Raw genomic sequence first — 13,707 nt, forward strand, 5'->3', positions numbered from 1 at the left:
TATAGGGCTTAAGCTATGTCGCAATCATACTCTCACGCCACTAACTTTACCGACCGCTTTCAAGCAAGTGTGAATCCTCGCACAGGGGCTTTTTTCGCGCAATTGGAATTGGCTTCGATAGAAGCCAATACCCTGCGGGGCCCGACTTTTCCGCTCACATTGGTCTATTCGCCGTTTAGCGAGCAGGACGTAGGGCTTGGCCTTGGATGGTCGCTCAATTGGACAGTCTATGATCGAGCCAGCAAGCTTCTGAGTGTTGGATCAGGAGAGCAATTGGTAGTGGGTAACGACAACGTCGAGGGCCCCCTTTCCTTAAATCAGTCGAAGGTAAGCTCCATTAAGTTTATTCGCGCGGGAGACAGTGCCTACCAGGCCTGGCACGATGATGGAACGCTAGAGATCTTGAGCGGCAGTAGTAGTGCATATTCAACAAAGGTACCCGAGAAGTGGTTCGGCGCCGATGGAATGCGGCTGTCGTTCGACTGGGAGGCCAACGGTGATGTCAATTGGTTTAGCGGGTGCCAGGATGCCGCGGGCCAGGTGGTGTGTGCGGCTGCTTACGATGGCGAGTCTTCGGCAACGATCACTATTTGGCCGGGAACGCCAGACGCGAGGGTGTTTCAACTAGTTTTTTCACAACGAAAGCTGATCAGTATCAAGGAGGGCGATTTTATCTGGCGTTTGTTTTACGATGATACTCTCACGCCGACGCCGCCGCTGCTGACGAAGATTCGTCACCCTCAAGGACTAGTGGAAACTGCTACGTACACGAGAGAAGGGCATAGGTATCCGAACGCCCCGGGCGTACCCAGTGAGCGTGTCCCTTACGTCGTGAAATTTGTCAAAGATGCTGGATTGGGTCAAGAGCCCCTGACCTACGAGATAGAATTCACCGAGACTAACTATCTTGGCTATGACTCAGGTCTGCAGGTTTATCGAAGTGGCGAGGATAATTTATACAATTGCCCTGACCAGCGATACTCTTATGCCTCCTCCTTTAAGCTTGTGTCTGCTCTCGGGGATGTCATCACGACGCGGCGGTACAATAAATATCACTTGCTACTCAGCGAGACGGTATCGTCTGGTAAGTGTTCTCGATCTAGGCTGAGCGAATATGGGTATCTGGATCTTGCGAAGCCCTACGATGCTCAGGCCAGTAATTTTCAGTGCGTAACGAAAGTTACCGCCGTATATTCCGATGGTGACGACATGCGGAGCGCATCGGAAGATTTGGAATGGGATGAAGCAGGCAAGATCCGTCGCTATCTTTACGTAGATGGTACCCAGAAGACGTGGGATTATTATCCGGCGGGTGGGGACGGCGATGCTTGTCCCCCGGATTTAGGTGGTAAAGGGATTTACGTTAAACAGATCACGGTAACGCCGGGCGAGGGGGGCGGCGCACCGGTGCGGCGTGCGGAATTTACTTATGCGAAGGTGACGGTTGATGGCGACGCCGATGATCCGCTGTCGCCGATGACGTACGGAGTGGCTCCGGCAAAAACTCGAGAATATGCGGATGAGGTCTTAATCCGTAGCACCGAATACGCTTATGTAGACACCACAAGCTCAAGCGACCATGGCCGTACCCGGCTCTATACGGATACGTTATATAGCGGTGAAGAGGCACGTACGACCACGGTTCACTTTCGATATATCCTCGCGCAGAATGATTCGGTACTGACAACCGAACAGACCGCAATTGGATTTGATGGCAAGTCGGATAAAAGTAGTTTAACTCGCAGTACTACGACAGGTCGTATCATCAGCACTCTGGATCAAAGCGGCGTGCTTACTGTATTTACCTATGACGTCCATGGGAGGGAGACTTCACGCACCGTCGCACCTGGTACTTCATACGAACGGACATGGAGTACGGTCTATTCGTCAGACGAAAATGGCGACGGAGAAATCCAAGACCGCAGCACGCCGTATGGCGAAACTGTGCGGCACGTGTTTGACGGCATGGGTCGGAAACTGAGTCGTCAGCGGCAAATCAGGGGCCAATGGGAATGGCTGAATCGCTGGAGCTACGATAGCAGGGGGGCGCTAAGTCAAACGGAGACCCGTGATTGGGTCGACCCACAAGAGGGAGAGGCCTCGTTTCTACAGATTTGGCGATTCGAGTATGACGATTGGGGTCAGCAGTGGCGCATGTCATGTAACGACGGTTCGTGTTTTGAGCAGTTCAAGGATCCTATTCGTCTTCAGGTGCGGCAACGTCGCCCAGATGGGACATTAGGTTATTCGTTCCTATTCGATCCGAAGAATCTGCGGTTGAGCCACGCGAACCGAGTAGACATTCAGGGAGAAGTGGTCAGCACAGAGTCTTACACCTATGATGGCGCCGGCCGTCGTGTTAGCGAGACGGATCCGCAAGGGCGCACGACCACTTACGAGTACGATGCCTTTGATCGAGTGGTCAAGCATATTCTTCCTGATACAACCGAGATATTTCGAGAATACGCCATACATACTACGGAACCTTTCTCCCAGAGTATCCGAGTAAATAAAGATCTGTTGGGCACACAGATTTATGATGGCCTAATGCGGCTCTCCTCGGTTTCTAGTGGGGGGCGGGTGCAGCGATTCCTATATCGTGGTTCTTATCGTTCACCGTATGAGGTCTGGAAGCCGACCGGCGAGAAAGTTCGTTATACGTATATTCCAGAATTAGATGACCGAGTGGCGCGCAGCGAATTGGTCGGAAAGGACTTTTCTCGTACCTACAGCTATGACCGCTTCGGGGCGATGGTCAGCGCACAGCAGTCCGCTCCCTTGGGCGGACCGGCGTTGGAAATGCGCTACGATGACTGGGGTCGCCTAATAGAGCACGCCGTGGACTGGTCTTCCTCCGTGAGCAGTTCGAGTTATAGCTATTCACTCGATGGCTTACCGACTCTCTATACCGGGGAGGCCGGGGAGCAATGGAAATTTAGCTACGATCAGTATGGTCGTACGACCGGTTGCACGGTTGGAGACTTGGTTCTGGGCGCGTCATACGATGATTATGGCCGTTTGTCGGGTTGGCGAATCGAGGACGGTGATCGTGCGCAGCAGACCACGCTGTCGTTTGACGGTTTTGACCGCGAGATCCGTCGAGAGACGGCGTATTCGAAGAGCGGGCTGCGGTTGGTGATCGAGCAGGATTGGGACAAAAATGACGCATTGCATGCGCGTCGTACGTATGTGAACGGCGATTTACTGCGAGAAGAGACATACGGATATGACGAGCGCACCCGATTGGTGACCTACGCGTGTACGGGCCGGGAGCTGCCAACGGACGTGCATGGCAAGCGGCTTCAATCGCAGACTTTTAAGTATGACGCTCTGAGCAATATCAGGTCTGTCGGGACAGTATTTGAGGGCGGCGAGGATGAAGCGACTTATGGTTTTGATAATTCGGAGGATCCTTGCCAGTTGACGTGGATCCGGCATACACATGCCGATTATCCTGCGTATGCAGAGCTGCGCTATGACGCGGCGGGCCGGATGGTGCGCGATGAGCGGGGGCGGCAGTTGTCCTATGATGCGTTCGGGCGGCTGACGTCGGTGAGTGGCGCGGACGGGGCGATAAGCTACGCCTACGATGCGATGGATGTGCTACGACTGCGTACGGGGTCGAATGGCACGCGGCGGGAGCTTTACTATCAGAATGGCACGGTGTCGGCGGTGCTAGACGAATCAGGGGCGGTGACGAGTTTTTTAAGGATTGCTGGTCAAGTACTTGCGCAGCGCCGGTCGGACGCAAAGACACTGTTGCTTGCCACCGACGTGAAGTCTTCAGTGGTGGCAGTGGAGTCGGAAGACGCTTCGTCGGTATTGGGCTATACGCCGTATGGTTATCGCGCGGCCGATGCGCAGGGCGCTTTGTTGGGCTACAACGGCGAACTGTTGGACGGAGAGGTAGGGTATCACTTGGGCAACGGTTATCGAGTTTACAGTCCGACCCTCATGCGCTTTACCAGCCCCGACGCTTGGAGCCCGTTCGGAGCGGGTGGGGTCAATGCCTACGCGTATTGTGAGGGGGACCCAATTAACCGCAGTGATCCTTCTGGGCATTTGAGTACGAGGGCATGGATACAGATTGCCGGTACGGTGTTGGCGCTAACGGTCGCGATAGTATTGGAGGTTGCCACCCTGGGTGTTGCGACTCCCTTGGTTACGGCCCTAGCGGTTGGCGCAATTGGGTTAAGTATTGCGGGTTCGGCGGCGTCTATTGGCGCAGTTATCGAAGGCGATGGGGCACAGGCCTTTATCACGTACGATTCTAATGGCAATCCGGTGGAAAAAAATAATGGGAAAGCTGAGACGGCGCAAATTCTAGACTGGGTCGGGATAGGATTGGGTATAGCCACACTAGCGGTCGGTGGTTACGGTGGCATTAGATATGGAGTGCCGAGGGTGGGCAGAGGCATAAAATCGCGTTTTTCATCGAAAAAAGAGAGTTCGAGCGTGGAGGAGATCGTTACTGACAAGGAACCAGAATCGTTGGCTTCGGAACCTATCTCCGGGGAAGTGCGGTTTCAACGCATTGAGGGGCCGGCGGAGGTGATGGTTGGGTCAGGCGCTGACCTGCCTCCAGTTGCCCGCTCTAGTGGCGACAAGGCGCCTTCCACCCATCCTTCCAGCCGTGCTGACAATCGTTCTGTCCACTTTTCGGATCGAGTCGAGGTTTTTTATATTCCGCGTAGGGGTGCGAGTTCCAGTTCCAGTTCCAGTTCCAGGCCTTCGCCGACAAATGCCGCGAGATTTCCGCGCCCGACGGACTCTGCGTTCGGAGCCGAACACCACTCGACGGCGAGACGTGGGGAAAAGGAGAAAGGCTCTGCGAGTCGCCGCTCGAGCAACCCCGACAAGCGGCGCGGCGGAAATTGAGCGAAGGCATTGGCGCTACTAGTTTCACCGTATGAGACCGGTAGCACACTAAACATGTTCCGCTCGTTCGGAAAGTCCTAAGAATGCCATTTACTCAGGCTGGCAATTTCCTTTCGAAGGCTTGCTCTGGCGTAGACCCACGGACGGGATCTTATAACGCGGCGCTACATATTGCTTCCGCCCCCACGGGGCTGTTGAATGGGCCCGTCCTGGAATTAACATTGGGATACCAAGCATTTTCCACAGAGGATCTGGGGTTCGGTCAAGGGTGGTTTCTGCATTGGAGTACTTACGATCGAAGGGACAAGGAGTTGAGGTCTGGATCGGGCGAGCGGTTCGTCGTTGCCGCCGACGAGATTTCAGGGCCGCTACCTCTAAGCCAGACAAAAAGTCCGTGGTTGAAATTTTCGAAGCTAGGGGACACGGCTTATCAGGTATGGCACGCTGGCGGTATAGTTGAAATACTGAGTGGCAGTGCGAATGCTTACCCAGTTAAGGTTCCCACGGCCTGGCACGGCCCAAATGGCGCGGCGGTTTACTTTTCGTGGGAAGCGAGCGGTAAGGGGTATCGCCTAACGTCCGCCGTAGACAGCTGTGGCAGTAGAGTACTAAGCGTTACGTACCATGGCGACGCAGATGTAGAACTCTCAATCTGGCCGGACAGCCCGTACGCAAAGACTGTGTACTTGATACTCTCGCAGGGCCAATTGATCGATATGCGAGATGGGGATAGGTGTTGGAAAATGGGTTACGACAGTGACCTATCAGCGCTGGGGCCCATACTCACAACCGTCTCATATCCGGAAGGTTTGGTTGAAACCGCCACATATTTCTCCCAAGGCCTCCGTTATCCGTCTGTGCCGGGAGCCCCTGCCGAGGCGGTTCCGTGCGTAGTTTCATTTCTTCGTGAGCCTGGTGCGGGCCAACCCAACTCGCAGTTTGAATTCGAATATACAGACCGGAACTATCTTGGATACGACGCGCGCCTTTCCGCCTACGATGTGTACAGAGACAATCTGTACGATAGCCCACTCGATGACTACGAATATGGCTCGACATTTCGGCTCGTTTCCAATGCGCTCGCACTAGAAATTGTAAGTCGCTACAATAAATTCCATCTTCTGAAGAGTAGGAGAGTAGCTTGTGGTGATTGCTTATCTGATACTAAGTACGTATTCGGCCATCTTCGATCGGGGGTGACATTTGAAGAACAGCCTGCGAACTTTCAGTACCCTACCAACATTATAAGAACTTTCCGGGATGCCTCGGGCTCGAGATCCGAGCAGGAGGAAATGAGTTACGACCGAGATGGTCGCTTGATAAGCCATCGGCAGCGCAACGGCATATTTAGTACGTGGCAATATTACGACGTGCAAGGGGAAGATGGCTGCCCTGCTGATCCAAGCGGGCTTGGGCAATATGTGAACACTATGACAATATACCCACGTCCCGGCCCGAACCCTGCCCCTGTCAGACAGTTACGCTACACATATACAAAGCTGGATGCAGGAGGGAGACTCGGCGATGTCGATCATCCTGTTCCTTATGGAATATTCCCGCTCGCGATAGAAGAACGCGCGGATGGCACGGTTATCCGTCGAACCGAAATGCAATATGTGAATGCGCTCGGCTCGCCCGATCATGGGCGGGTGAGATCGACGACCGATTCAATTTTCTCACCGGGACAGGCCGCGAAGATCACAGTGCGGCATTGGAGATATGCATATGATGTGCATCGTAGCGAGATAAGCGTCGAGCAGACACTTATCGGGTTTGATGGGAAATCGTTAAAAGTTAGTGAGGGGCGGTGTCTATATACGGGAAGATTGATATGGGGCGCCAATGCCCAGGGCGTTCGGACGCAATATGTATACGATCAATGCGGAAGAGAGACGAAACGAGTCGAGGCTGCGGGAAGCGCCTATGAAAGGGTTTGGCGTACGGATTATTCATTGTATACACGGGAGGGCTCTACCAGCCGTCTCCTTTCTATCACCACGCGGAGTCCTTCGGGGGTTGAACTCAGAGATTTATATGATGGCTTGGGACGCCAAGTCGCACGTGAATACCGGGTGAATGAATCTTGGTTCCTGTTGGGGAGCGCCGATTATGACGCGCAGGGCAGACTAACGGCTGTGGTCCGTTATGACGAGCTGCCGGATGGAGCGGGGAGTGTTCGCCCTATAACGGGATCCGTAATTTATTTTTATGACGCCTGGGGTTTGCCCGCGGGATTTCGGAGGGCTGGTGCTGGCGAAGTACGGTTTTCGCATGACATAGTGGCTTTGCGTACCCGCGAGACGCGCCCGGGGATATCTGAATCGGTACTTAGGCATTATGATCCTGAGTCTTTCTGTCTTAGCAAAGAGCAACGCCTCGATGGCAATGATCGAGAGGTGAGCGTTACGTCGTTCGACTATGACGGGCTGGATAGAATAGTCTCCAAGACAGATGCGCTAGGCGGTATCGAGCATTATGTATACGATGTGTTTGGCAGACTTGATACGTCTATCCAGACAGACGGTACGCGCGTACGTCGGTCTCATGAAATGATCGGAAGACAGGAGGTTGTTAGTGTCCTCGTAAACGAAACGCTACTGGGCGTGCAGAACTTCGATGGGCTTCAGCGAATCACGCAGGTGCGCAGCGGTGGGCGTGTTACACAGCTTGCCTATCGGGGGAGCGCGGTGAGGCCTGACGTAGTCATTAAGCCGGACGGTCGGCGATTGGAGTATGCGTATATCGCCGAATTGGGCAATAGCGTTTCTCGCTGTGCTGACAACGGCAGTGAATTGAGCCAGGGCTTCAAATACGCAGGCCCGTGTGGAGTAATGGTTGCTGCCACACAAGACGAGCTAAACGGCGCACAATCTCGATTAGAGTTGTCCTATGACGCCTGGGGCCGTATTGCGAGGCAGCAGTCATATCTTGCCAGTGATGTCGTCCCAGTTCGTTCGGTCTTCACGTATTCGATAGGTGGACTGCCTTTAAGTGAGGTCATCGCGGATGGTCCGTTAAGGATAATCGCCTACGATCAGTATGGTCGTACGACCGGTTGCACGGTTGGAGACTTGGTTCTGGGCGCGTCATACGATGATTATGGCCGTTTGTCGGGTTGGCGAATCGAGGACGGTGATCGTGCGCAGCAGACCACGCTGTCGTTTGACGGTTTTGACCGCGAGATCCGTCGAGAGACGGCGTATTCGAAGAGCGGGCTGCGGTTGGTGATCGAGCAGGATTGGGACAAAAATGACGCATTGCATGCGCGTCGTACGTATGTGAACGGCGATTTACTGCGAGAAGAGACATACGGATATGACGAGCGCACCCGATTGGTGACCTACGCGTGTACGGGCCGGGAGCTGCCAACGGACGTGCATGGCAAGCGGCTTCAATCGCAGACTTTTAAGTATGACGCTCTGAGCAATATCAGGTCTGTCGGGACAGTATTTGAGGGCGGCGAGGATGAAGCGACTTATGGTTTTGATAATTCGGAGGATCCTTGCCAGTTGACGTGGATCCGGCATACACATGCCGATTATCCTGCGTATGCAGAGCTGCGCTATGACGCGGCGGGCCGGATGGTGCGCGATGAGCGGGGGCGGCAGTTGTCCTATGATGCGTTCGGGCGGCTGACGTCGGTGAGTGGCGCGGACGGGGCGATAAGCTACGCCTACGATGCGATGGATGTGCTACGACTGCGTACGGGGTCGAATGGCACGCGGCGGGAGCTTTACTATCAGAATGGCACGGTGTCGGCGGTGCTAGACGAATCAGGGGCGGTGACGAGTTTTTTAAGGATTGCTGGTCAAGTACTTGCGCAGCGCCGGTCGGACGCAAAGACACTGTTGCTTGCCACCGACGTGAAGTCTTCAGTGGTGGCAGTGGAGTCGGAAGACGCTTCGTCGGTATTGGGCTATACGCCGTATGGTTATCGCGCGGCCGATGCGCAGGGCGCTTTGTTGGGCTACAACGGCGAACTGTTGGACGGAGAGGTAGGGTATCACTTGGGCAACGGTTATCGAGTTTACAGTCCGACCCTCATGCGCTTTACCAGCCCCGACGCTTGGAGCCCGTTCGGAGCGGGTGGGGTCAATGCCTACGCGTATTGTGAGGGGGACCCTATTAACCGCAGTGATCCTTCTGGGCATTTGAGTACGAAGGCGTGGATACAGGTTGGTCTTACGGTCGCGTTTGCACTCCTAGGTTTATTTGGGGGCGTTGTGATGCTCGGCGCAGCGAGAGGGCTGGGCACTATCTTGGCCATTTCCGCTATAGGATTAAATCTCGCTTCCGAGGCTAGCCAGTTGGTCTCCGTCGTCTCGGGCGCGACAGCTTCTCCTGTCCGGTTTCGCGATGCCAATGGCTCTTATGTTATCCAAGCCGATCGTAGGCGTCGGGTATCTAAGGTCACGTACTGGATATCTCTTGCCTTGGCGATAGCGGGCTCGTTTACAAGCGTCGGCGCCCTCTATGTGAGCCGTCTACTACTCCTTGGCCGCTTTAATCGGCAATTCGGCGGGGAGGATGATAGAGATACCGCGTTGCCTTTAGGATCTGCCAGCGTCGCGTCACGTACGGTTGGTCTAGTTTCGAGGGTCGAGGAGTTAGAGAGCAAGCCGCTGGAGACGGAGTTAAACAATTATGAAGCTTCGGAGGAGGAACAAGATGAGATTCCGGAGTCGCCGCATCTGCCTGAGCATGAATCAGAGCGGGAACCTGGGGAGTTCAGAAGCCCCGACCTCTACGGGGCGACGTCGGCTGATCAACAACAAGCTGCTATGCGCGGGCATTACAGCCCTGCGTGGGACAGGAGTGATATCTTCTCGCAGCCAAGAGTCGACATCCGAGACGGCAAGCCATTCTCTTTGGCTGCGGGCCCATCAACGGACAGACAGCCTTTTGCCCCGCCAGCGAAAATACTGTGCCGGATAGGGCGCGCTGGGCCTCCGGGCCCTATATAGCCCCGGGCGTCGATCGCCTGGGTAATATTTTGCTTGGAATATGGCTACGCGCCTCGCATGGGCCGAGTCCTTAGGGCTGGCTGAGCGACGCAGAAGCCACCTGAATTCGGATGTTGAGAATAAGGTCTGGAAATAGCTGTTTAAGCCAGTCAACCAGTTCGGCCTGAATAGAGAACCGCTCTTCTTCAGAGCAGGGAAGGTCGCCGGCATGGTCTACTAAAGTCAATCTGTGCTTCGCTTGATTGGCACTCCCCAAAAAGAGCAGCTTGGTATGTCGGGTCGGCCATTCGAATATGGCCAATCGCCCGTCCAGTAGGCGTTCGGCACGTTGGAGCCGGCGCTGGGCGGCAGAGCAACTAATCCTCTTCCACAACTCCACCGGCATTAAACTCTCGATAACTATCATTTGGCGTGGCGTAAGAATCTATAAGAAAATTTCGACCTCAGGTTCTTTCATATTTCCCAGTGGCGTGTTCTGAACTTTAATGGGGGGGAACGCCCATCTCGCGCGCCTTGCGAAATTCCGCGGAGCGCATATTCAACGATGCGATATTTTGCAGATGGAGCCGTTGGTGGCGTAATCGAAGACAATGACTCGTTCGACAAACGGCGCGACAAAGCGCTTGAAGGCGGCGTGCGCGGCATCATAATACGAAGCGTCGTCGATAAGTGGTGATCCCACATAGTAGTTTCTATCACCCTGCGAGCAAAATGTGAGAACGAATGCCCACTCCATCCCCCCATCCGCGCCTTCGCCACTTAGTTGCGATCCTGATTCGATCGATTGAATATAAGTTCGCCCTTGACGCCGTGCGTTCGCCTTAAGAGAGAGAAGCCGGCGTTGGATCTCTTGTCGTTGCGTGGCCGTGGTCGTACTGTGATATCTGAATAAAACAATGTGTCGTATTAAACCGGGTTTGTACCCGCTGCCGGTAAAAACCGCTGGGCCCACCGTTTCTATTTCTTGCCGGAGCTGTTGAGGAGCCGACACGCCGCCGGCGAATGCCGGAACCGTGACGAGTACACCGGTTGCAATGGAGATCTGCATGTATAGACGACTTCTCAAGATTACCTCGCCCAGCTCCTGCTGCCAAAACGTCTATGGAGGTATGTAAGATACTCGCGTAGAGTCGGAAAACTTTGCGCGGGCCCTCAGCAAGCCACCACGGTGGTGGTCAATATACATGCCGCCCTGATTCTTTTGCAAATTCAAAACAAAACGATGGATACTCAATAGGCATTGAGGAGGAGAGGCTGCTTTTATGAATTTCGTTTGACGGGCGGAAGTCAACCGCCGAATGATGGTGGGGTGGAGGCAATATGAGGCGAACGCGGCCGTTTTGGGGCCACGTTGCGCCGCGCTAATATCGTGTATCGATTCTGGTGTGGAGTGAGCGAATACGAGATAGTGGAAGGGCGATAGTGCAAGGAGCGTATCGCTGTGGGGGGCTGGTACCAGATCTGTCACGAAGGAACTTATTGCCGTTTCACCGAGGGCTGTCAAAGTAAGTCGATGCGCTACGCCTGCGTTGCGCCTGTAGGCCTTACATGTTATCAAACATCTTTGGCGAATTTCCAAAACTTAAATCCCGATAATTATATAAACATAATGCGTGCGTGCCGGGTTTTCATTTTCATTTGGAAAGCCAACTCTTCGCCGTTGTCTAGGGGGGAGGTGGTCGAGCAAGCGCCATACGATATGGCGGTGGATCCCGCGTCTGTGTGCGGGATCAGAGCTCGGCCGTGAAAGGTTGGAAGATCGCACGAGGGGCCTTGGCTTGTAGCCGCGCGTAGAATTCTTCTGGCGACAGAATAATCATCTGTCTTCGAAAGAGTTTATTTCCGGACGTCCAATTCTATTGTCCTAATTTCGATGAAAAATAATATATCGGCTTTTACGAGCTTTTCTCGTGCGGATTATTACGATGTACATTTGGTTATATCGCCAACCGAGGCTCGCGCGGATGCGCGGGCTGCCATCACAGCAACCGCAGTGGTTTCCGCGAATACCGAGGGCTACCTCGTCGAGGATTTGGATATTGTTTTCAAGGTGGTTGAAGGAGATGCGTTCTTTGCTGGTGGCGTGCAGTCATTAGCTACCAAGACTGACGTGTCTGGCAACGCAAACGCAACCTTCCAATGTGGGATTCCCGAACAGGGCTACGTGTTGGCTATCTTGAAGTTCAGTGACCAGGACAAGAAATCATCAGTAGAGATTCCTTATCGTTTTGTTCAGGGTTATCCGAGCTTAGATGTGAAAATAATCGATACAAACGGCTTTGCTAATGGGAAACCTACCGTAGGGGTTCAGGTGAGTGTAGTCGATGATGAACGACCAGCGCCTGCGGTACACGTGGTTTTAAAGCTCAGTAATACGACGGCAGTGTTCTCGGATGGTAGTAAGACATTACAGCGTGCGTCTGACCGCCATGGGCTGATCACGGTAAATCTTGTGGCCACGACCGCGCAACTTGGTTATGTCAAAGCTTCGGTGAAGTGGGATTCCAATGTGCGAGCGACGAAGACCTTTAAGTTCATTCCGGCGCCGAAGCTTTCAGTTAATCTGCTAAATAACTATGCGCCGGCGGATGGCCACTCCGCTATTACTGCTGTCGCGCGCGTGGTTAACGCAGAGGTGAACGCCGAGGGGATAGCAGGTGTAAAGTTGCAGTTTTCCGTGTGGGGGGCTGTTGCTGTGAGTGGTGTCGACACGTTCAATGGCACGCAAACACTCTACACCGACGCAGAGGGCTACGCCCGGCTAAGTTTTACTAGCATTACGCGTTCGTCGCAGGTACCGGCGACAGATCGGCTTGTGCTCGTGTCAGCGGCTCCCGAAGCTGGTGATACTTCGGGGCAAGCATATGGGGCGTCGACGATTTATACATTTTCATGAGCAGGTGTTGTTCCGTTGCGATTTTTAATTATTTTAGAAAGAAGTTTCAACTGCCTTCGGCACGTTTTTTTTGTCCGAGGAGAATTTTCGAATGATTCTCGGGCCGGTGCAAAACAGCTTGAGGTAGAAGATGGCGAGGCGCCGGCCTTCGCTAATGATTGATCGCAGTTGTTGATGTTGCAAACGGATAGTTCAACTAAGGGTCGGGGTGCGAGTTCCCGAAGAGTATGTTGGTATATCTCTCTGATATGGCTCCGCTGTGTTTTCCCGTCATATCATAATACCGATCTTTGCGACAAAGCCGCTCCTTGGTGCTACAGAAAGTGCCATTGGAAAACGTAAATTCCGTTAAGTCGAAATCGCCTAGCAAAAATAATTTCGCTACAGCTACGGCGCCAAGATACCGTTCGGTCAAGGCGTGGGAAATTCCGTGCTCGTCAGCGCAGAGGTAGTCGTCACAAAGCACGCCTCGGGCGGGCGAATGAACGCGCCCCAACGGGCCGGCATGCCCAGGGGAAGTAACCGCCAGGCATAGGATCAGGCACATAGAAAATCGGCTGTGAGTCATATGGTTTGGAATGCGGTTGGAATGGCACACCGAGACTTCGTCAAACCTTGTGAAAAATATCAACAATGCACCAGAACAGCAGGTTGTCCACTGGCACGTCAGTCGTTGGGGAGTCAAACCGGTTCTGCACGACTGTTGACAGAGTAATCACGTCTTCCGCTGTCAAAATGGAGCGCGCGTTTGGCGTCCTTTGTTCCGATATATTTTATAGCTAAGCCGTTGGCACACTTTTCTTTTCTCGCACGCTGATTTTGGCTAATGCGCCTCTCGAGTTGAGGGCGCGCGCTCGTGGGCCGGGGTCGGCGGTTGGTAGAGGCCTATGTCTCCCCAAAAATGTAACGGCGTGGGCGTTCTCCTTTAGAAAAGTTTCCTCTAGCTCAGGCGCGCCTTGGTAGTGAACC

General features: G+C 53.8%; 5 protein-coding genes. 3 read left to right on the top strand and 2 right to left on the bottom strand.

The features are described from left to right. Positions 1-15 precede the first annotated feature (15 nt). Positions 16-4,878 (top strand): RHS repeat-associated core domain-containing protein, encoded by a 4,863-nt coding sequence (locus ACN6O8_RS06140; protein WP_427990187.1) that lies wholly within the window; start codon positions 16-18, stop codon positions 4,876-4,878. 1,196 nt (positions 4,879-6,074) lie between these two features. Further along, positions 6,075-9,842 carry an RHS repeat domain-containing protein gene (locus ACN6O8_RS06145; RefSeq protein ID WP_427990188.1) on the top strand — a complete coding sequence of 1,256 codons (3,768 nt, stop codon included), beginning with the start codon at positions 6,075-6,077 and terminating at the stop codon, positions 9,840-9,842. Between the two features lie 538 nt (positions 9,843-10,380). Here the strand turns inward: ACN6O8_RS06145 and ACN6O8_RS06150 are convergent. Continuing rightward, positions 10,381-10,890 carry a Dabb family protein gene (locus ACN6O8_RS06150; protein WP_427990189.1) on the bottom strand — a complete coding sequence of 170 codons (510 nt, stop codon included), beginning with the start codon at positions 10,888-10,890 and terminating at the stop codon, positions 10,381-10,383. Between the two features lie 825 nt (positions 10,891-11,715). On the opposite strand from ACN6O8_RS06150, the gene ACN6O8_RS06155 reads away from it, so the two are divergent. Then, positions 11,716-12,738: a hypothetical protein gene (locus ACN6O8_RS06155; RefSeq protein ID WP_427990190.1), complete on the top strand. Its 1,023-nt coding sequence runs from the start codon at positions 11,716-11,718 to the stop codon at positions 12,736-12,738. 196 nt (positions 12,739-12,934) lie between these two features. Here ACN6O8_RS06155 and ACN6O8_RS06160 read toward each other — a convergent pair whose 3' ends face one another. After that, positions 12,935-13,285: a YcgJ family protein gene (locus ACN6O8_RS06160; protein WP_427990191.1), complete on the bottom strand. Its 351-nt coding sequence runs from the start codon at positions 13,283-13,285 to the stop codon at positions 12,935-12,937. Between the last annotated feature and the right edge of the window lie 422 nt (positions 13,286-13,707).

The sequence above is a fragment of the Achromobacter sp. genome (assembly GCF_050285565.1).
Taxonomy (GTDB): Bacteria; Pseudomonadota; Gammaproteobacteria; order Burkholderiales; family Burkholderiaceae_B; genus Achromobacter.

Excerpts from the sequence above, each read along its gene's own strand:
- ACN6O8_RS06160 (WP_427990191.1), bottom strand. The coding sequence starts at position 13,285 with ATGTGCCTGATCCTATGCCTGGCGGTTACTTCCCCTGGGCATGCCGGC.
- ACN6O8_RS06140 (WP_427990187.1), top strand. The coding sequence starts at position 16 with ATGTCGCAATCATACTCTCACGCCACTAACTTTACCGACCGCTTTCAA.
- ACN6O8_RS06155 (WP_427990190.1), top strand. The coding sequence starts at position 11,716 with ATGAAAAATAATATATCGGCTTTTACGAGCTTTTCTCGTGCGGATTAT.
- ACN6O8_RS06150 (WP_427990189.1), bottom strand. The coding sequence starts at position 10,890 with ATGCAGATCTCCATTGCAACCGGTGTACTCGTCACGGTTCCGGCATTC.